Origin of the sequence: Carboxylicivirga sediminis (assembly GCF_018156225.1) — a bacterium.
GTDB lineage: Bacteria > Bacteroidota > Bacteroidia > Bacteroidales > Marinilabiliaceae > Carboxylicivirga > Carboxylicivirga sediminis.
This window is the reverse complement of the sequence record NZ_JAGTAR010000003.1, coordinates 111,055-133,683: the sequence shown is the minus strand read 5'-3', so window position 1 is coordinate 133,683 and position 22,629 is coordinate 111,055. Positions and strand designations below refer to the sequence as shown.

Annotated in this window: 12 protein-coding genes; 10 read left to right on the top strand and 2 right to left on the bottom strand. The window is 41.9% G+C overall.

All coding sequences use genetic code 11. The features are described 5' to 3' along the window. Positions 1–32: 32 nt before the first annotated feature. Positions 33–1,562, top strand: coding sequence for an L-piperidine-6-carboxylate dehydrogenase (gene amaB / locus KDU71_RS03410; RefSeq protein WP_244828156.1), 1,530 nt, complete (start codon positions 33–35; stop codon positions 1,560–1,562). A gap of 43 nt (positions 1,563–1,605) precedes the next feature. Here the strand turns inward: amaB and KDU71_RS03405 are convergent, their stop codons facing one another. Then, positions 1,606–2,319 (bottom strand): FadR/GntR family transcriptional regulator, encoded by a 714-nt coding sequence (locus KDU71_RS03405; RefSeq protein ID WP_212188495.1) that lies wholly within the window; start codon positions 2,317–2,319, stop codon positions 1,606–1,608. A 112-nt stretch (positions 2,320–2,431) separates the two neighbouring features. Here KDU71_RS03405 and KDU71_RS03400 point away from each other — a divergent pair, with 112 nt between their 5' ends. The 9 genes from KDU71_RS03400 to KDU71_RS03360 all read left to right on the top strand — a co-directional run bounded on the left by KDU71_RS03400 (position 2,432) and on the right by KDU71_RS03360 (position 18,128). Then, positions 2,432–5,668, top strand: coding sequence for a SusC/RagA family TonB-linked outer membrane protein (locus tag KDU71_RS03400; RefSeq protein WP_212188494.1), 3,237 nt, complete (start codon positions 2,432–2,434; stop codon positions 5,666–5,668). A gap of 18 nt (positions 5,669–5,686) precedes the next feature. After that, entirely contained in the window at positions 5,687–7,174 is a 1,488-nt protein-coding gene (locus KDU71_RS03395) for a RagB/SusD family nutrient uptake outer membrane protein (protein ID WP_212188493.1), read from the top strand. A 156-nt stretch (positions 7,175–7,330) separates the two neighbouring features. After that, entirely contained in the window at positions 7,331–8,446 is a 1,116-nt protein-coding gene (locus tag KDU71_RS03390; protein WP_212188492.1) for a sialidase family protein, read from the top strand. Positions 8,447–8,460: 14 nt separating this feature from the next. Beyond that, positions 8,461–10,491: a family 20 glycosylhydrolase gene (locus tag KDU71_RS03385; protein ID WP_212188491.1), complete on the top strand. Its 2,031-nt coding sequence runs from the start codon at positions 8,461–8,463 to the stop codon at positions 10,489–10,491. Then, positions 10,484–12,601 carry a GDSL-type esterase/lipase family protein gene (locus KDU71_RS03380; protein ID WP_212188490.1) on the top strand — a complete coding sequence of 706 codons (2,118 nt, stop codon included), beginning with the start codon at positions 10,484–10,486 and terminating at the stop codon, positions 12,599–12,601. The genes KDU71_RS03385 and KDU71_RS03380 overlap by 8 nt, the downstream gene beginning before the upstream one ends. 10 nt (positions 12,602–12,611) lie before the next feature. After that, positions 12,612–13,292 carry a GDSL-type esterase/lipase family protein gene (locus KDU71_RS03375; RefSeq protein ID WP_244828153.1) on the top strand — a complete coding sequence of 227 codons (681 nt, stop codon included), beginning with the start codon at positions 12,612–12,614 and terminating at the stop codon, positions 13,290–13,292. 59 nt (positions 13,293–13,351) lie between these two features. Next, a complete protein-coding gene (locus KDU71_RS03370; protein WP_212188489.1) occupies positions 13,352–14,275 on the top strand; it encodes a dihydrodipicolinate synthase family protein in 924 nt (307 codons plus the stop codon). Between the two features lies 1 nt (position 14,276). Continuing rightward, positions 14,277–16,928, top strand: coding sequence for a sodium:solute symporter family transporter (locus tag KDU71_RS03365; protein ID WP_212188488.1), 2,652 nt, complete (start codon positions 14,277–14,279; stop codon positions 16,926–16,928). Between the two features lie 3 nt (positions 16,929–16,931). Next, complete coding sequence (locus KDU71_RS03360; protein ID WP_212188487.1) at positions 16,932–18,128, top strand: AGE family epimerase/isomerase; 1,197 nt, start codon at positions 16,932–16,934, stop codon at positions 18,126–18,128. A 115-nt stretch (positions 18,129–18,243) separates the two neighbouring features. Here KDU71_RS03360 and KDU71_RS03355 read toward each other — a convergent pair whose 3' ends face one another. After that, positions 18,244–22,368: a two-component regulator propeller domain-containing protein gene (locus KDU71_RS03355; RefSeq protein ID WP_212188486.1), complete on the bottom strand. Its 4,125-nt coding sequence runs from the start codon at positions 22,366–22,368 to the stop codon at positions 18,244–18,246. Between the last annotated feature and the right edge of the window lie 261 nt (positions 22,369–22,629).

The following is a 22,629-nucleotide window of genomic DNA, read 5'->3' as shown; positions in this document are numbered from 1 at the left end:
CCTATTGAGTGATAATAAAATGTATGAAGCATATGTTACAAGAAATATTAGATCATTTTGAAATAAAACCAGTTAATGAAGGTACATGGACTGGACAAGTATTTGTCGGATCAAATGCCTCATTGTTAGACGTTACTTCACCCGTTAACGGGCAGTCAATAGCCAAAATAAAATGTACCGATCGAAACGCTTACGACAAAATTGTTGAAGATGCCAAAACGGCTTTTCTTGATTGGCGTAATGTGCCTGCACCCAAAAGGGGTGAGGTTGTTAGGCAATTTGGTGACAGACTAAGAGCAGAAAAGAAGTTTTTAGGCAAACTGGTGGCTTTTGAAATGGGAAAAAGTTTGCAGGAAAGCTATGGTGAAGTGCAAGAGATGATAGATATATGTGATTTTGCGGTTGGTCTGTCGCGACAGTTGTATGGGCTGACTATGCATAGCGAACGTCCTATGCACAGGATGTATGAGCAATGGCATCCATTGGGAATAGTTGGCATTATATCAGCTTTTAATTTTCCGGTGGCTGTGTGGAGCTGGAATAGTGCCATTGCCTGGATATGCGGTAATGTGTGCATCTGGAAAGCATCAGAAAAAACACCATTGACGGCTTTAGTATGCCATAAATTAATGGCAGATGTACTGGAAGCAAATAATTTACCAGGGGCTATCAGTAGCCTGGTAACAGGAGCCAAAGAGGTAGGTGAATGGATGAGTGCAGATAAGCATATTCCGTTGATATCGGCTACAGGTTCTGTGCGAATGGGGCAAGCGGTAGCTCAGGAGGTGGCTAAACGATTTGGTAAATCCTTGTTGGAACTGGGAGGTAATAATGCCATGATTATCACTGAGAACGCCGATTTAAATATTGCCATTCCTGCCACCTACTTTGGAGCTATCGGCACTTCAGGTCAGCGTTGTACGTCAACCCGTCGGCTCATTGTTCACGAAACGGTTATTGAACAGGTCATTGAACGCTTGTTTCATGCCTATCAGCAAGTTAAAATTGGTAATCCCTTAGATGCAGACACACACATGGGCCCTCTGGTAGACGAAGCAGCTGTTAAAAGCTATGTTTCAGGTATAGAGGAGTGCAAACAGCAAGGTGGTAAGTTTTTATTAGAAGGAGGTGCCTTGCAAATTGATGGTTTGGAAAACGGATACTATGTCAAACCATCCATAGCACTGGTTGATGCCAATTTGCCCGTTTTGCAAAAAGAATTGTTTGCCCCTTTACTTTACATCATATCTTATAAGGATTTAAAAGAGGCTATTGCTATACAGAATAATGTGCCGCAAGGTTTGTCTTCTACCATCATGACCATGCATATGCAGGAGGCTGAATGCTTTCTTTCACATAATGGGAGCGACTGTGGTATAGCGAATGTCAATATTGGCACCTCGGGAGCTGAGATTGGCGGTGCTTTTGGCGGAGAAAAAGAAACAGGGGGTGGACGAGAGAGCGGAAGTGATGCCTGGAAAAATTATATGCGCCGGCAAACAGTCACGATTAACTATTCCAACGAGTTACCGCTTTCGCAAGGTATCAGATTTGAGATGTAGTTTTTTACCGAAAGATGTTAATAAGGGGTTGTGAGTCTATGATTCACTTAAAATACCCCTTAAAATGTCTGTCCAGATGCTTGCGCATGGCGTTACGGAATTTATTCGCGTTACCATCCTTTAATATCTTTACTAGATCCTGGTGCGAAACCCATTTGGAGTCATGATCAGGACTTTTAATCATCCCGGAATCATATACATATCGGAAGGCAGGTAATAAAATTGTCTGAAAATCAATTAATGTGTGATTGCCCGAAATCTGATACAATTTTCCATGGAATTTGATTTCATGGTCCACATCAAAAAGGACTTCTTTGGACGAATCTGGCTCTGTTGCAACAATCTGCTCTAATTCTGCAATATCCTCTGGCGTAGCACGATTATAAATTAAATCGCTCATCCCAATCTCAATCACCAGTCTTAGTTCGAAAATATCTTTTAAAGTCGCTTGATCCAGAATATTAGGGATCAAGCTTTTCTTTAAGAGGAAAAGTAGATCCGGACTTTTAATGGTTGAGCCTTTCCGTTTTGTAGATTCGATAAGACCAATGGTTTTAAGCCGATTGAGCGCTTCACGTATAACGGTTCTCGAAACACCTAACATTTCTGTCAATTCCAGTTCTTTTGGAATTTGATCACCCGGGTTCAATTTCTCAGAGATTAATAAATCAATTAACGTTTGTTCCACCTTGTCAACAAGGCTGCTTGAATCAACTGCGGTGATGTTTAGGCTATTATTTTTTGTCTTATCTGTCATAGGATGCATGATTATCTCCCCACAAATTTTAGCAAAATCTTTTGAAAAAAAAATTAAATCTCATATTTTTGAAACGCATTATGTATGACATAATCCAATAAAATTTGAATTTATGAAAAGGAAACTATTAACAAAAAAGCTGGGCTTGCTCATGCTATTATCCTGGATATTAGGAGGTAGTGTGTTAGCTCAAAACCTTATTACAGGTGTGGTAAAAGATGCCGGAGGAGAACTTTTACCTGGTGTTTCGGTGTATGTCGAAAATACCACGAATGGAACAATTACTGGTATTGATGGGACATACCAGATTTCGGCTGATGCAAATGAGTCACTTGTTTTCTCATTTATTGGCTTTCAAACGCAGGTGATTGCGGTTGGTACACAGCAAACCATTAACGTTACTTTAGTGGAAGAGTTGAAACGATTGGATGAAGTGGTGGTAACTGGTTATACTACTCAGTCAAGAGCTGAGATGACCACTTCAATTGCTAAATTGGATACTAAGGTGTTAGAAAGTGCGCCGCGCTCAAATGCAGCTACTGCGTTGCAGGGTACCATTGCCGGTTTGCAGGTAACTCAGACAACAGGACAGCCTGGCTCAACTCCAAGCCTGGTGTTACGCGGAGGTACTAGTTTTGACGGGAAAGGAACGCCACTGATTTTAATTGATGGTGTACCAGGTTCATTTTATGCCTTGAACGCCGACGATATTGAATCGATGGAAGTACTTAAGGATGCAGCTTCCACTGCGGTGTATGGTGCGCGTGCTGCCAATGGTGTTATTTTGGTGACCACTAAAAAAGGTAAGAAAGGTAAGTCAAATGTTACCTTCCGATCCAAATTCACAACCAATAAGCGTCGTGAAGATCCGATGGAGTATTTGGGTGCGGCCGATTATGTGAAGTTTAATCGTTTAGGAGTGCGAGCTGCTCAGGATGTGATGGGTTATGCATGGCTGAATCAGTTTTTGACAGGCGCTCATGCTGCTGCTACTGGCAACAATGCTACCAACTCTATTTATACCACCATGTATTTGACCGATGATAACAAATACTTGTTGAATTATGATGGATGGCAAACTATGGATGATCCAATAGAGCCTGGGAAAACGCTGCTTTTCCAGGAGAATAAAATGAATGAACTGTTTTACCAGGAGAGCTACGGACAGGATTACAGTTTGTCCTTCGATGGAGGTAATGATAAAGGAACGTATTACCTGGGCCTCGGTATGCTAGATGATAAAGGATTGGTTTTTGGATCCGCATTTAAGCGTTACTCAGGAACCTTTAATGCGTCTTATAATATTTCGGATAACGTTAAAGTGTCATCTAATATTATCTATGCGCACTCTAACCAGAACTTGCCATACGATAGTGAATACAATTTATTCCAGCGTACAGCCGGTTTAGCACCAACTTCTCGCATTTATAATAACAATCCGGATGGAAGCTTGTCTGACGAATACCAGCCAGGTACTTATCTGGGTTTTGGTAATCCACTGTATTACAAAGACAAGTTTGTACGGACTAACCTTGAGCAGCGTTTAACAGCATCTGTTCAGATGGATTACAAGTTTCTGAATGATTTTACTTTAACATTACGAGGCAGTCATTTTACAATCAATAATTCGAATGAGGCCTTTAACAAAGCATATTTGAGCTCAGGCCGATTAAATACCGATCGTAAATCCTCTGTGTCACATGACAGAATGTTGCGTAACCAGGTGACTTCAATGCTCAACTATAAAAAGCGTATTAACGATGTACATAACATTAATGCGTTAGTTGGCTTCGAATATTTCAAGGAGAAAGAGTTTGAGTTTGATGCCGCCACCCGTTTATCACCAACAGACCTGATTTATACCATGAATGTGGGTTCTGAAGCATCAGGCATACCTTATTCATATCATACTGGTTATGAGATTGCCTCTGTTTTTGGACAGGTCAACTACGATTACGACTATAAGTACCTTTTGGGCTTAACCTTCCGTCGCGATGGTGCCAGCCGATTAGGAAACAACAAGTATGACTTTTTCCCGGGCGTATCGGTGGGATGGAATGTGCACAACGAAGCGTTTTACAAAGATTCTAAGATGAAATCGATTGTGAGCAGTTTGAAGCCACGCTTGAGTTATGGAGTAAATGGTAACATTGAAGTACTATCAAACTTTGGTGTGTTCGGTACCTATGCTACATCAAACGTTTATGATACTCAGGCTGGTTATGTAAATAACCGTTTACCTTTATTAGATCTGAAATGGGAGCGCTCAACAACTTTCAATATCGGATTGGATGCAGGTTTCGCTAATAACCGCATCACGTTGATGGCGGACTATTTTGTGAGAGATGTAAAGGATAAATTGGCAGGGCTGACTTTGCCTTTATGGACAGGATTTTCATCAATTACTACGAATAACGGAACACTTCGTAATAAAGGTCTGGAAATTCAGCTGAATGCCGATGTAATTAAAAAGAATGATCTTAATTGGAATTTGGGAGTAACCTACTATTCGGTAAGAAATTATGCGCACAAATTACCGGCCAATGGGGTTGATAATAACCGTCAGGGGGGAACAGAGATTTACGATCCGGCAACCGGCGAAACGAAATACGTTGGTGGACTACAAGAAGGTCAGCGTGTGGGTTATGACCTGATCACAGCGTATGTGTTTGATGGCGTTTATCAAACGCAGGATGACATTGATGAACATGCTGATAGAACCGTTGAATTTGCACACCGCAAAGACACCCGCTTCTTGGGTGATGCACGTTGGAAAGATTTGAACAACGATGGTGTTATCAATCATTTGGATCGTAAAGTGATTGGCCGTACCACGCCTGATTTTGTTGGAGGTATGACATCGAACCTGAGTTATAAGAACTTTAACCTGTTTGTTAAAACTGATTTTGCTGTTGGGCATTACATTATAAACGGACGCCGGGTTAAAGGGATAGCTCAAACTCAGGGTAATCAGAATGGCCCGATTGAAATACGTGACTCCTGGACACCAGATAATCCTACTTCAAATATTCCGATTTTCACTTTAGTGGATCGTCAGCGTAATCACATGGCAGCAGGTGGCGATCAGGGTTCTATTGACAACAGTAGTTCACGCATGTGGGAAAAAGGAGATTACCTGGCTTTGCGCGAAGTAACATTGAGCTATAATCTTAGCGGAGCTATAGCAAATAATGTATTCCAGAATATTCGTCTTTACGTAACCGGAGCTAACCTGGCCTATTTCAATGGTTTTTCTGGCAGTTCACCAGAAGTAGCTGGTGGAGGTATTGATTCAGGAAGGTTCCCGCTACCTCGTACCTATACTTTGGGCTTAAACGTTACTTTCTAACTTTTAATACAGTTTAAAATGAAACAATTAAAATATATAGCACTATTGCTGGTTGTTACCTTGTTGGGCTCATGTGAGCTGGATATGCAACCCGAAAGTGATTTAACCTATAATGGTTTTTGGGATACGGAAGAAGCGGCTCGTGCTGCTCACATCGGAATTTTCTCCAAATATCGAGATTATGCCTATACGCTTTGGCAAATGGGGGAATTGCGCTCTGATGTGTGGGGTGGCAAAACGATTGAATCGCCATTTGGTCAGGATTTGATTGATAATAACATTAGTACAACCATTGTCCACTTCAATAACTGGGCTAATTTCTATGGATTGATGCACTACATTAATGACTTCATTGTTAACGCACCAAATGCACCATTTAAAGATGAAGCGGAATTGAATCACTTAATGGGGCAGGTGTATGGATTAAGGGCTCAGGTATATTATACCATGTTGAAAGCCTGGGGTGATGTGCCAATTACCACAGAGCCATTGTTAGAGGTAGATCTGGAGAAATTGAAGAAGCCCCGTTCACCAAAAGCAGAGGTGATGAGCCAGGTAAAGGCGGATATCGAAAGTTCGCTGGAGCATTTTGGCAGTGACAATAGCCAATGGAATGGCAAGAATGTGTATTGGTCCAAAGCCGCCACACTAGTACTTAAAGGTGATGTATACCTGTGGTCGGGTAAGGTGCTTGGAGGTGGAGATGCTGATTTTACAACAGCTAAAACGGCTTTATCGCAAATTACAGGACACGAATTGGTACCTTTTGAGCAGTTATGGGGACAGGGCAATGAGTTTAATAACGAATTTATATTCGCATTTGATTATCAGCAAGATCAAGCAGGTAATTTCTACGGTAGTTTTACAGGCCGTATGGTTGATGTGGCAGGATTATTCGACGAAACAGGTGCATCTTTGTCTGATTTCGTGGTGAATGGAGCCAGTCGTTTTGGTCCATCTGATAAAACCAATCTCATCATAGAAGATATGGATGATATGCGTCGGACCACTTTTATCAAATTGTATAACGATGGTACCAACCATATTCCATTTACACCTGAGAATGCCAATTATCAAGGCGCTATCCTGAATAAGTTCCTGGGTATCATAGGTGATGATGGTTCACGTTTTAATTACAACAATGTGCCACTTTATCGCTATGCCGATGCCTTGTTATTACTGGCCGAAGCAAAGAATAACCTGGGTGAAGATCCTACAGCTGAGATAAACCTGGTTCGCCAGAGGGCTTATGGAGACAATTTTGGTGGACACGAATTTGCAAATGGTACAAAAGCCGAGAATGCCAAAGCTATCTTAGATGAGCGTTACAAAGAGTTCATTGGCGAAGGTAAACGCTGGTGGGATTTGGTGAGAGCTGGCGAGACGTATGTATTTGATGAGGTGGCCTCATTGGATGCATCAGAAGCCTATAAAATCTACTATTCAATTTCTGAAAGTATGTTGGCTAACGATGATCAATTGAAACAGACCGAAGGTTATAATTAAGCGTGTGTTGTTAATCTGCCCTGTAAGCTATATCTGGCTTATGGGGCATTTTACTCATTCCGTAAGTTTTTTCAAGTTACTATTAGTATCTTGAAATGTATTAAATAGTAACGAGAAGAAAATCGTAATAAGCAATTCTCTCTAAAATCAATTTCAATGAATAAAATATTAACATTTGCTTTGGTACTGCTGGCAATCAATGCATGTGCACAGTCAAGCGATAAAGAAACCAGGAATACCATTATCAATAATGTTGACCTTTTTAATGCTACAGCAAATGAAAGCGTGGCCTGTTATCGCATACCGGCATTAGTAACTGCTCCAAATGGCGATTTGATTGCAGCCATCGATGAGCGTGTGCCTTCATGTGGCGACCTGAAGTGGAGCCGCGATATTAACATTGTGCTTCGTCGCAGCACTGATAATGGAAATACCTGGTCTGATATTGAAACGGTTGTGGATTTTCCACTGGGGCAGTCGGCTTCTGATCCATCCATGATTGTTGATGAGGTGACAGGTGAAATCTTCTTGTTTTACAACTATATGGACCTGGATAAGGAGAAGGACGTGTACTATTTTCATGTGGTGAAAAGTTCGGATAACGGAAAAACATGGAGCGAACCTGAAGACATCACATCACAGATAGCATTGGACGGATGGGAAAAAGACTTTAAGTTCATCACCTCCGGAAGAGGTATTCAAACTGCCGATGGAACACTTCTACACACCATTGTTAACCTGCAGAAAGGCGGACATGTATTTGGTTCAAAGGATCATGGAAAATCATGGTTTGTAATCGATAATGCCATCCTGCCCTTTGATGAGTCAAAGATTGTTGAGTTGGCCGATGGGCGCTGGATGATTAATAGCCGGGTTCAGAAACTGGGACATCGTTATGTGCATATATCTGACGATGAGGGATTATCATGGAAGAGTCATCCGGATACCACACTCATTGATCCGGCCTGTAATGCCTCTATTATTCGTTATTCATCGGTGAAAAATGGCGACGATAAAAACCGTCTGTTATTTAGTAATGCCAAAAGTAAAGATGGGCGTGTGAATCTGACCGTAAGAGTTAGCTACGATGAAGGTAAAACATGGACCGAAGGTAAAACAATCTATGAAGGAGGTTCAGCCTATTCATCATTAACGGTACTCGAAAATGGCGATATCGCCGTATTCTTCGAAAAAGATGGGCATAAAGAAAATCCGTTTGTCAGCTTCTCACTCGAATGGCTGACAGATGGTAAGGATGTAGTTCGAAAGTAGTTAATGCAAAAAGGATGAAGAGAGCTTTATTATTCACCTTGAGCTGGTTGGTGCTGCACCTTGTTTGTGCGCAGTACGAAAGGCCAGCTTTACTGCCATTCCCTCAAAAAGTGGAATGGAAGGATGGATTTGGTAATTTGGCAAGTACAAGGTTGAGTGTGCCTGATTCTTTGATGAAAATAGTACATCACCAACTTAATGACCTAGGTTGTACGATAGAGCAGAAGAGCGATATGTATCTTGAAATAAAGATGGTTGAAGCATTGAAAGATGTTCCAACTAATCAGGATGAAGCTTATCATCTTACTATCAATGCGAATAACATTTCTATTAAGGCAGTTACAAAAACAGGTGTTTACAGGGCTTTTCAAACCATAAATCAATTGGTGATCAAACAGGGAGCTGATCTTATCGCACCTAATTGCCACATTGTTGACTGGCCGGCATTCAGGATTCGTGGTTTTATGCACGATGTGGGGCGCAGTTATATTCCTGTTGAAGAATTGAAGAAGCAAATTGCATTGCTGTCACAATTTAAGATTAATGTTTTTCATTGGCATTTGACGGAGGACATTGCCTGGCGACTGGAAAGTAAAGTGTTTCCACAGTTGAATGATAGTTCCAATTTTGGACGTCAGGCGGGGAAATATTATACTATTGGAGAATCCAAAGACCTGGTGAAGTTCTGTCAGGAACATCATGTGCTATTGATCCCCGAAATTGATATGCCGGGGCACAGTGCGGCTTTTACTCGTGCTTTAGGTCACGATATGCAATCTGCTGAAGGCATGAAGCTACTCAAGCAATTGATGGATGAGGTGTGTGAGGTGTTCGCAGATGTGCCGTATTTGCATATTGGTACGGATGAGGTGAAATTTACTAACCCGGATTTTGTGCCGGAGATGGTGGCTTATATACGTGATAAAGGGATGAAAGTAATCAGCTGGAATCCGGGTTGGCAGTATAAGCCAGGTGAAATTGACATGATTCAGATGTGGAGCTCGAGAGGTCAATTACATCCGGGTATTCCGGCCATTGATTCGCGCCTGCATTACATCAACCATTTCGATACATTCGCTGATATTGTAGCTTTATACAATAGTAATGTCGCGGGCGTTAGTGAAGGCAGCGCAGATGTGGCCGGTTCAATAGTGGCTATCTGGAATGACCGCTATGTGGATGAAACAAAGCAGGTAATTGCTGAGAATGGCTTTTATCCGGCTATGCTGACATTGGCCGAATCTACTTGGCAAGGAGGGCGAGACAAGTACTTCTATAAGCAAGGTACACTATTAGGACCGGAAGATAGTGAAGCATTCAAGTCATTTAAGGATTTTGAAGAGCGCATGCTCTTTTTTAAGGAGCAAACTTTTTATGACGAACCATTTGCCTATGTGAAGCAAACCAACGTCAAATGGCGCATAACAGATGCTTTTCCTAATAATGGGGATTTATCACAGGCATTTCCGCCAGAGAAAAAATTGCAAAAAACATTTGAATATCAGGATGATGCCTATTCAACGCATGAGGTAACAGGTGCCGGAATCTACCTGCGCCATGCTTGGGGAACATTAATTCCCGGTTTTTATGCTCATCCTCAGCCAAATCATACGGCTTATGCTTACACCTGGGTTTATTCGCCCATTCAACAGGAAGCAGGTATTTACGTACGGTTCCAGAATTATGGACGATCTGAAAAAGACCTGCCACCACCTCAGGGGAAATGGGATTACAAAGAAAGTCGTATTTGGTTGAATGACAAACATATTCAGCCGCCTGTTTGGGAAAACACACATGCCGTAAAATCGAACGAGATATCCTTGCGCAATGAAAATTGGGAGGGACGTCCTCCAATACAGGTGCAGTTAAATAAGGGCTGGAACAAATTAATGCTGAAATTACCGATAGGCGAATTTACATCACCGGAAGTGCGATTGGTGAAGTGGATGTTTAATGCGGTACTGGTGACGACAGATGGTCATCAGGCTCTTGATAATATTGTTTATTCACCCGATAAGGATTTTAAAACAGTTGAAAATGAATAATGGCTATAAGCATAGAATCCATAGGGTGCTTGAATTGAGTATGCTGGCAATTCTGATAGTGATTTTTGAATCAGCCGGCTATGCTCAAAAAACCAAAGTGGCTTGTGTAGGCAATAGCGTGACATTTGGCTACCATATTGAGCAGCGTGAAACGAATAGTTACCCCGCTCAACTTCAGGCTTTGTTGGGTGAGGATTACGAAGTTGGTAATTTTGGAAAGAGTGGCGCAACCTTGCTTCGTAAAGGGCATCGCCCATATATGGAGCAAATAGCGTTTCAGAATGCAGTTGCTTTTCAGCCTGATATATTAATTGTTTCATTGGGATTGAACGATACGGACCCACGCAATTGGCCAAACTATCGTGACGATTTCATCGAAGACTATAGCGCCTTGCTGGAAAGCTTTCGGAAAGCAGATGGTTCGATGCCTGAGATATGGATTGGCCGTATGACACCCATTTTTCATACGCATTCACGATTCAAATCTGGAACACGCGATTGGTTCTGGCAGATTCAGTCAACTATTGAGCAGGTAGCAAAAAACTGGAATGCGCGGCTTATCGATTGGTATACGCCATTGCATGCACGACCTGATCTGTTCCCAGACGCTTTGCACCCAACTAAAGAGGGGGCAACAATCATGGCCAAGTTGGCCTATCAAAACATTACAGGCGATTTTGGTGGTTTGCAAATGGCCTCAGTCTTCAGCGATCATATGGTGTTACAACGCGATGCACTGATTCCGATATGGGGAACGGCTAATAGGGGGGAGCGTGTTACAGTACAATTTAATGACACGAGTATAGACGTTGAAGCCGGATTCGACGGAAAATGGGAAGTGGAATTACCGTCAATGCAATGGGGTGGTCCTTATGCTCTAACTGTTAAAACAGAAACGGAACAAATTACTATCAAGGATGTCATGTTAGGTGATGTTTGGCTATGTTCCGGTCAGTCTAATATGGCATTTACGGTAAAGCAATCCTATAGAGGTTCAGAAGCTTTAAATGAAGCATTACCTGACAATATCCGATTGATGAATTATCATCCACTGGCAGAAACAAATAATACAGCCTGGGATTCAATCACCTTACAAAATCTGAATCAATTGGAGTATCTATCAGGAAAATGGGAGCTGGCAAATAATCAGTCGGTTGGTGATTTTTCAGCTATCGGATGGTACTTTGGAGCCAAGTTGGAGAAAGAGCTTAATGTTCCTATTGGATTAATACAAATGGCTGTTGGAGGAAGTCCGACCGAAGCCTGGATTGACCGGAAAACATTGGAACACCATCCGCAATTGTTAAATATGCTATATGATTGGCAAAATAATGATCATACCATGCCATGGTGCCGCGAACGTGCAGGAGTTAATATTCAGAATGCAAAATCAACTTTTCAGCGTCATCCGTATCAACCTGCTTATTTATATGAATCAGGAATCAGTCAAATTGAAGGTCTGGCGATAAAAGGCATATTGTGGTACCAGGGAGAATCCAATGCTCATAATGTGGAATTGCATGAAGTGTTATTTCCCACAATGGTTCAATCCTGGCGTGCACGTTGGAACCAACCGGATTTACCTGTTTTATTTGCGCAACTATCATCCTTGAACCGCCCCAGCTGGCCGCATTTTCGCGATAGTCAACGACGAATGTCTCACCAGTTACCAAATGTGTCCATGGTGGTGACCAGCGATTGGGGGAATGAAACAGATGTACATCCTAAGAATAAGTATCCGGTGGCTGAACGATTTGCTAATACAGCTTTACGTGAGGTTTATGGAAAAAATGATGTGCCATTTGGAAATGTGGAGATTGAGAGCGTGGATGCAAGTAAGGATCGAATAGAAATAGTTTTTAATCATACGCAAAAGCTCCAAACAACAGATGGAGAAAATATAAGGGAACTGGAAGTAGCCGGTGAGGATGGTATTTTTCATCCGGCTGATGCTACTCTTAAGAGAAATACGCTTGTCATAAAAGCTGAGGATAAATCGATTAGAGCGATTCGATATGCCTGGAAGCCTTATTCTCAGGCTAATTTGACCAATGAAAACGGAACTCCGGTTTCTACTTTTCGGATCGATACGCCATTTGATATAAACTAAATAACTGACCATGATACACAATACAACAAACTGCCGATGGTTCGGCATGATGGGAATCATGATTTTACTGACAACCGTGCAGGGATTGGCACAGGAGCATCGTTTCGGAACCTATTATCAGCAACGAAAGACATTGTTTGAAAAACTTCCGAATACTAAAAAGGAAATTATCTTTCTGGGGAACAGTATTACTGATGGCAGCGAATGGAGTGAGTTGTTGCAGAATAAGCGTGTGAAAAACCGTGGAATAAGCGGAGATATTACTGAAGGTGTGCTTTATCGATTGGAGGAAGTAACCGAATCAAAACCGGCTAAGGTGTTTTTACTGATTGGTGTTAATGACCTGGCACGTGGCATTTCTAACGATACCATTTACGCTAATATTTGTCGGATAGCTCAGCTAATAAATGAGCAATCGCCTAAAACGAAAGTATATATCCAAAGCATCCTGCCGGTTAATCCTGATTTTGGAAAGTTTACCGGACATTGCTCCAAAACCGATGATATTTTGTGGATCAATGAACAGCTGGCCAAGTGGTGTGAACATGAGCCAGCTGAATTTATTGACCTGTTTTCACACTTCAAAAATACCACTAACAACCTGATGAATCCTTCTTACACCAATGATGGGCTGCATCTGACTGGCGAAGGCTATTTGTTGTGGGCCAATATTATTAAGCAGTATTTATAATGATGTAGCTAATGGCTGCTTATTAAAAAGAGAGATAAAACGAACAGATATAATTAACGATGGAAAAGATTAAAGGACTTGTAGCAGCACCTTTCACGCCAATGACGGCTGATGGTGCCATTAATTTGAATATTATCACATCTTACTACCAATTTTTGAAAAAAAATGGCGTGGCCGGGGCGTTTATTAACGGAAGTACCGGTGAAGGGGTGTCACAAACAACGCAGGAGCGCAAGCAGGTGGCTGAAGCCTGGGCCAATGAAATTAAGCAGGATGCTTCGCCTATGAAGCTGATTAATTTAGTGGGAGGAACGTCTTATCAGGAATGTATTGAGCTAGCCAAACATTCACAGTCAGTAGGCGTTGATGCTATCGCTATTCTGGCACCTTTTTACTTCAAGCCGCCAACTGTTAAGGAGCTGGCTGAATTTGTAAAAGTGATCGGACAGGCAGTACCTGAATTACCTGTATATTTCTATCATATTCCGGTGTTGACAGGCGTTGCGTTTGCCATGATTGATTTGTTGAAAGAACTGCATGGTCAGATTCCAAATTTTGCCGGAATTAAATACACTCATGAGGATTTCATGGATTACCTTTCCTGCCTGCACTTTGCCGATGGCCAGTACGATATGCTGTGGGGACGAGATGAAAATATGCTGTCTGCCCTGGTTTTGGGGGCCGAAGGTAGCGTTGGAAGTACCTTTAACTATGCAGCTCCGCTTTATCATCAACTGATGACTGCATACGAGAAAGGGGAAATTAAGGAAGCCCGTCAATTGCAACAACAGTCTATTGATATGATTCGCTTATTGGGAAAATATGGCGGTATAGGTACCGGAAAGGCTTTTATGCGCTATGTTGGCATTGAATGTGGTGGATTTCGTTTACCCGTTAAAGCCATGACTGAAGAAGCGTATCAACAATTCGTTCAGGATGTGAAAGCGCTGGAAATGGAAGCGCTGTTTTCAAAAGGAGAGTAGCATGAGACATACAGCATTTTTTGTAATACTTTTAATATCAGTATTGCTTGGGTCCGTTAAGGCTCAGCAGCATCTGACTCAGTCAGCGTTGGATGATTTACCAGCTATTAGTAAAGGTCATCCACATCATGGTTGGGCCGGTGCTTTTATCGGTCAACATAACGATGTAGTTGTGATGGCTGGAGGTTCTGCTTTTCCAGATGCTAAACCTTGGGAAGATGGTCAAAAGCAATATTCGGAAGAGATATTGCTGGGTTGGGAAGAAAACGGGCAATTCACCTGGCATTTGGATAAAAATCAGTTACCAGTACGAGTAGCTGGAGGTGCAGCTGTGTCGTTGCCAGAGGGAATTATATGCACAGGCGGAGCCAATGAAAAGGGGGTATTGGCTGATGCATCTCTCATCAAAGTAACGAATCGAACTACTGAAATTTTGCCTTTTACCAATCTGCCATTTCCGCTGAAAGACCACGGGATGGCTGTTATAGGTCGTGAGGCATTCATCATTGGTGGAGTGACCCCTCAAGGCTACAACACGCAAGTGTTAGTGTTCAACCTAGATGCTCCAGAAAAGGGCTGGCGGAGTCAAGCCGGATTGCCTCATGGTATTACAAATGCCGTTGTGGAAAGCCAGATGGATGGGAATGAGCAGTGTTTATATGTGATTGGAGGTCGGTACAAGCAGGAAGGGGAGTTCATCACCACCTTCAGTAGCGAAGTTTGGAAGTACATTCCATCACAGCAGAAATGGGAACAAAAACATCCGATTACGATAGCAGGGCAACCAACCTTGAAACTGGCCGCAGCAGCTGGTGTAAAGATGGGGGCTTCACACATTGTTGTAGTAGGAGGTGACAATGGTAGTGTATTTAATCGAGTTGAAAAAGCCATTGGAGAGATGGCTTCGAATAATGATTCTGTGCGTCAGCAGGCTAAATCGGAACGAAATCAGTTATGGTTAAATCACAGTGGGTTTAATAAAAATATATTGGTTTATAATACCATTACCGACAGTTGGTTCAGCGCTGGAGAGTTGGAGAGTAGCGCTCCGGCTGTAACTTCAGCTGTCATTTGGAAAAATAAAGTAGTGGTGCCTTCAGGGGAGATTCGTCCGGGTATTCGTACTGACCAGGTTATTGCATTGGATTTTGAATCGAACGGAGGATTTGGTTGGTTGAATTACCTGGTGTTAGTCCTGTACTTTATTGCCATGTTGCTACTTGGTTTCTATTTTATGAAGCGGGAAGGTGATGATCAGGACTTTTTTAAAGCTGGTGGTCGTATTCCTTGGTGGGCGGCTGGCATCAGTATTTTTGCCACTACCTTAAGTGCCATTACTTTTATTGCCATTCCAGCCAAAGCCTATGCTACTGACTGGCGTATGCTGATATTCAACTTTACGATTATCATGGTGGTACCGGTCATTATTCGTTATTACCTGCCTTTTTTCAGACGTTTAAATATTGGGACTGCCTATGAATATCTGGAGATGCGTTTTAACCGAACAGTGCGTTGGGTGGCGTCGGTGCTGTTTATCCTGTTTATGATCACGCGCATTGCCATCGTATTGTTTTTGCCATCATTGGCTTTACATACAGTCACAGGCTTCAGTGTTTACTGGTCCATCATCATCATGGGTGTGGTAACTATTGTTTACTGCACCAGTGGAGGTATTGAGGCTGTTGTATGGGGCGATGTGATACAGGGATTCATACTGATGGCAGGAGCTTTGTTTGCTATGGTTTTTATGATTGCCGGAGTGGATGGCGGTTTGGGTGGATTCATTCAATTATCGCTTGACCAGGATAAGTTGTTTTTGTTTGATACCAGCCTGGATTGGTCCAAACCAGTTATGTGGGTGGTACTTTTAGGCGGCTTTGCCAATAGTCTGATTGCCTATACAAGTGATCAGTCGGTGGTACAGCGCTATATGACAACAAAAGATGAACGTGCAACGGCCCGTAGCATTTGGTTAAACGGCATTATCAGTGTGCCAGTATCAATTATTTTCTTCCTGTTAGGTACAGGTTTATACGCCTTCTATACATCTAATCCGGAAGCGATTTCCATTATAATTCCAAAACTGGATGCTGTCTTTCCGCATTTTATTGTGAGTGAGATGCCAGCAGGCCTGGCTGGTTTATTAATTGCTGCTGTTTTTGCTGCTGCCATGTCCACTTTGTCATCCAACATTAACTCGGTAGCTGCCGTGATTACGTCTGATTTTTACAAAGTACTGAAAGTAAATGTAACAGCGAAGGGTACCTTGCTGGTGGCGCGTTGGTCTGGTATCATCGTTGGAGTATTAGGTATTGGTATGGCACTGGTGTTGGCTACCTGGGACATTGCTTCATTATGGGATCAGTTCAACACCTTCCTGGGATTATTAACCGGAGGTTTAGCTGCTTTCTTTATGATGGGTATCTTCTTTAAGCGTATTTCTGGTATGGCAGCCTTAATTGGTGTTGTAGTTGGTTTGGTGGCTTTACTTTACTTGCGGAGTGCTTCTGATATGTCGTTTCTGTTGTATGGCGCAGCCGGCATTACAGTGAGTGTGTTGGTAGGATGGCTATTAAGTTATATCTGGCCTGCTAAAACTGTAGATAGTCAGTTAGTTTATGAAGGAATTAAAAAGAACCGGGAAAAGAATTAAGTGATGAATAATAGCAAAGTTAGTAAAGAACGCATAGAGCAATTTATCAACCAATATCGGAATGAATTGGAGGGCAGCGTGATTCCTTTCTGGATGAAGCACTCAAAAGACACAACTCATGGCGGTTATTTTACCTGTTTGACCAAGGAAGGAGAGGTTTATGATACCGACAAGTTTATCTGGTTGCAGGCACGGGAGGTGTGGCAGTTTGCTAAGTTGTACAATACCTGCGAACAACGGGAAGAGTGGCTGGAAATGGCCCTGCATGGAGCCCGCTTTCTACAGAAGCATGGCGCAGATGAGAAAGGGCAATGGTATTTTTCACTGAATCAGCAAGGAGAACCATTGGTTCAGCCTTACAATATTTTTTCGGATTGCTTTGCAACAATGGCGTTTGGTCAGTTATATAAAGCTACCGGAAATGAGGAATATGGTCAGCTGGCCCGAGATACGTTTTACTCAATTCTAAGGCGTCAGGATAATCCTAAAGGGCCATATAATAAAGCATTTCCTGGTACGAGGGAGTTAAAGAATTTTGCATTGCCCATGATTTTATCGAACCTGGCACTGGAAATAGAATCCTTATTACCACAAGACTTGATTCAGGAGACATTGGACAAAATCATCCATGAGGTAATGGAGGTATTCTATTTTCCTGAAGAAGGGCTTGTTCTGGAAAATGTGAGTCTGGATGGACAGTTTGTCGATTGCTTTGAGGGACGCTTATTGAATCCTGGTCATGCCATCGAAGCCATGTGGTTTATGATGGATTTGGGCGAAAAGCTGAATCGCCCTGAACTGATTGAGAAAGCCGTGAAAATCACTTTGGATACACTTGAATATGGTTGGGATAAATCACATGGAGGCATCTTTTATTTCATGGATTTAAAGGGACACCCAACTCAACAGCTCGAATGGGATCAGAAGCTTTGGTGGGTGCATTTGGAAACTTTGGTAGCGTTGTTGAAAGGCTATTACCATACCGGAAATCAAGCCTGCTGGGAGTGGTTTGAAAAAGTACATGAATATGCCTGGAATCACTTTTCAGATCCGGAGCATGGCGAGTGGTTTGGGTACCTGAACCGCGAAGGAAAAGTATTACGGCCACTAAAAGGTGGCAAGTGGAAAGGATGTTTTCATGTACCGAGAGGTTTGATGTATTGTTTACAAACTTTGGAACGGATTAATGATAGGAAATAGTTTTTTTTCTATTGTATAGATTTTTGAGGCCGGTTGTTACCGGCCTTTCTTGTCAAGAGTCTATTGTCAATTAAGTTTACATTAAGAGGAATGTAGGCAATGGTACATTATTTTGTTATTGCATGTTTGATGTGTTATCTCCTTTATACTTTGATGGTGTTGTCCCAAATTGATCTACAAAACATTTGCGGAAATAAGCTGCATCATTAAAACCAACTTTGGTGGCCGTTTCGCTAACCGAATAACCCCCCGATTTCAAAAGTTGAGCCGCAGACCTGATTCGGATGGAACGGATAAATGTGTTAATGTTATCACCTGTGAAGGTTTTAATACGTCGATAAAGAGTGGGTTGACTCATATTAAGCTTTTCAGCCAGCATAGCGGCATTAAACATTGGATTGGTCAGGTTTTTCTCAACTAATTCAATGGCCTGTCTGATAAATAGCTCATTTTGTGGTTCTATCTCAACGTTAGACGGTGATAAGGTGACTTTTTGACTGTAATATTGCTTTAAGTGAGCTCTGTTTTTTAGTATATTATCAACTTTTGTTAATAGGATTTCAGAAGTGAATGGTTTGGTAATGTAGTCGTCGGCACCTGTTTCCAACCCTTCCAGCATATCACTTTCTTCACTTTTAGCTGTGAGCATAATCACTGGAATGTGACATAGGTGTTCGTTTGTTTTAATCGTCTCACAGAGCTGATGTCCATCCATCAATGGCATCATCACATCTGTAATGATTAGGTCCGGCTGTTCTTTTTCAATCTGTTTTAAGGCCTCTTTTCCATTTGAAGTATGGTGGATGGCATATTTGCTGCCAAGCAAAGAGCTTAGGTAGTGACGCAATTCTTCGTGGTCCTCAACAATCAGTACTTTAAAACTATTGGGCTCTTCATTTTGTACAATAGTTGTTGTTGGTTGCTTTCTGACTTCAGGAATCAAAGGCTCTTTATTGGTTTGGCCTTTCCCTTTTTCAGCATCGCTCAAATGCTGATGTCCCAATGGTAATATTATAGTAAATTCCGCTCCTTTGCCCGGTTTACTTTCGACTGCAATGCTTCCATGATGCAGTTGCACAAGCTCTTTTACCAGTGAAAGACCAATGCCTGAGCCACTCACGTCTTTGACTGTTTGATTTTGAAGCTGATAAAAGCGTTCAAAAATTTTCTCGTGTTCAGATTTAGGAATTCCGTGACCACTGTCTTTAACAGAGATTAGGCACTCGTCGTTCTTGAATTTGACATGTATGGATACGGTGGTTTTTTCAGGAGAGAATTTTATAGCATTTGACAGCAGGTTAGATACCACAATTTGCAGCTTTTCAACATCAAACCAAACTTTAGCGGCGGATTGATCAGAACCAAAAATGAGCTGTACATTTCTCACTTGCGAAAAAGGTTTAAAACGCTCTGTCAGTTTCTCAATAAACCCGACGATATCATTTTCGGAAGCCTGGAGCTGCATTTGTCCCACTTCGGCTTTACGTAAATCGAGCAGCTGTGAAATTAAATCGTACAAATGTGCGGCCTGTTGATGAACTGTCTCCAGCTGGTTCTTTGCAATTTCTGGCAGCGCTGAACTTCTAAGTAAATCTTTAATGGGTGCCAGTATCAATGTAAGAGGCGTTCGTAACTCATGAGATATATTGGTGAAAAAGCGCGATTTCATCTCGGCCAGCTCATGCTCTTTGTCTTTTTCTATTCGGGCAATGTTCAACTCATGTTCCAGCTCTTTACTCTGCAGCTCTAAGTCTTTGGTCCGGTAGAGTTGCTTCATTCTGTAGCGGTAGAAACCTGTCAAAAGTAATATGATAGCAGTCGCAATCAAGAGTTGTCCCCACCAGCTGGCATACCAGGCCGGATAAATTGTGAAGGCTAGTTGGGCCGGTTGTTCATTCCAAACTTCATCGCAGTTGGCAGCCATAACTTCGAAGCGGTAGTCGCCTGGTTTTAGGTTATTGAAAGTCACAGTTCCTTGTGTTCCATCAACCGTGGTCCAGGTTTCTTCAAAGCCTGACAAACGGTATTTATATTTATTGGATTTTTGATTGAGGTACGACAAGCCAACGAAGTTGATCGCAAAGCTATTTATTGGATGATGCAATTCGATGGCAGAGGTATAAGGAGCTGCTTTGGTCAGTAGAACTCTCTTATTGACAGTCTCCATCACACTGACAGGATGGTTTTGTATCTCAATTTCGGTGATGTAAACAGGCGTTGAATAGTCTCTTTTTTGAATACTATCCGGGTGAAAGTATAACAAGCCTTTATTATTGCCAAAAATGAGTTGTCCATCGGGCGTTTTAAATACAGCCCGCAGGTTATTGGCAATATAGTAGTTGGTAAAAGTATTTGTTTGCGTGTTTAGTTTTGAAATCCCGGAGTTAGTCCCTATCCATAGGTCATTAGCTTGAGAAGTCAAACAAGCCACAAAATTATGGCACAGGCCATCCCGTTTGTCAAAAAAGTGAATGGTTGAATGCATGGCATCGTAATACCCCAGGGCGCTCCTATAACCAATCCAGATACGACCATCCGGCATCTGATGAAGTGCCCACACCTCTTTATTCCCCAAAATATCAGATGAGGTGTGTAAATCGTTGAACTGATTGAAACGAAACGAATCAAGTTCCTGATAGATGAGTTTATTAAGCCCATTCTCTGCACCAATCCAGAGGGCTTTATCCTTATCTTCCAGTATAGCCCTGATGTTGTTGCCCGATAGATGATACTTAATTCTCGGATTAGCCTGTGTCAGATGAAACTCATTATTATTTCTATCATAAAGGATTAAACCATTGCTGGTGCCTAACCAAAAACGTCCTTGGCTGTCAATGGATAAGGCTTGAATCCGGCCTTCCCAATTTTCATTTTTTGCAGGTTTGACTTTTATTTCTCTAACAATATCCCGTTCAGGTTGATAATACAATAACGATGATTCCAGCGTACCAAACCAAATATTCCCAGATTCATCGGTAACAGATGAAAGAACAATGTCTGAAGGGATGAATCGCTTGCCTTTGCCGGAGGTTGAAAATTGTTCGATGGCAGATCTATATTCCGGAGAAAGTGGCAGAGTTGTTTTCTTGATTCCCCCATGATAGAGGGCTATATAGAGATTGTTCTGCCAATCAGTGCTGAAGCTTTTAACCTCGTATAGACTATTAAAACGGATACGGCTGAAAAACTGTTTCTCCAGGTTGATTTTAACTGCTCCACCACCGTGTGTCCCAATCCAGATAACACCCGAAGGATCTGCTAAAATAGAAATCACCCGGTTTTCCAGTTTATCTTTAAAAAGGGGATGATCCCAATTATAGTGTTGACTCCTGGTTTTGTTATTTAGTATGTGGACCTGGTCTAAACCATCCCAGGTGGCAATCCAGTAGTCCCCACTGTAATCCTTTACAACACCGTAAACATCTTTGTGGCTGATAATTGTATTGTCATTGGGCTGATGAGCGATGACAGCTATTTCACCATTGGATGGATCTAAAATATAGATACCATGGCCTATGGTGGATATGATCAAATGATTGTCGATAAATGACAGGTTAGTCACGATGAACATGGGGTGTTCAGGATTGGAGCGTTCAAGGGGAAAGGGGCGAAATGTGTCTGTCGTTGGATTATAGCTAACAACCATGTTGGTATTGGTGCCCATCCATAATTGGCTATCAGGAGCTTTAGCAATGCAGGAAAAAGTATCGTATAGAAGCCCCTTGCTGTTCGTTTTATTTCGCCAAACTACACTGTAATCATCAATCCTGTTGGCAAAATCAGGAAACTTTAGAATAGCTAGTCCCGAAGACGTGGATAGAATAAACCCCTTGTTAAAATCACCCGAAACCCCATTTACCGGGATAGAACTAAAAGCATCGTCAGGGGCAGGATTGATTTTGAGATGGGCCAGAAATGATTCTGTAGTAGGGTCAAAAACATACAATCCATTGGGCGAGCCAATCCATAAGTAGCCATCGGGACATTGGTACAGGCTAAGTACATGAAGCGAACTTTTTTCAGGATAATAGGATTTAATATGGAATCCATCATAACGATTGAGCCCGTCTGAAGTACCAAACCATACAAAGCCAGCTTGATCTTTAAGGATGGCGTTAACATTGTTATCCGATAAACCATCCTGCAAGGTAATGTACTCTGCACTGATGGAGTAGTCGGTGGCAGATACATACTGAATGAAGTATCCCAAAATAATGATTGCAAGAAGTCTTGAACGCATTGATGGCCCCTTTTAGATAGTTGTAGTCCAAAAATACGAAAATCTATTCAGCTGTTTTATTGATTTAATAAGCGGAAAGTGGAGGTCTTGTAAGTGTCAGGTAATCAGCATTAAGAATTGGGAGTTGATTAATTAATCCATATTAATTGAATAATCTGTCTATGTGATGCCTGCACGAAAAACCATTGATTGTTGACGATTTCACCGCTGCCAGGTCGCAGCGAAGGCTGATAAATTTGTAATTGATGTATTCGCATAAAA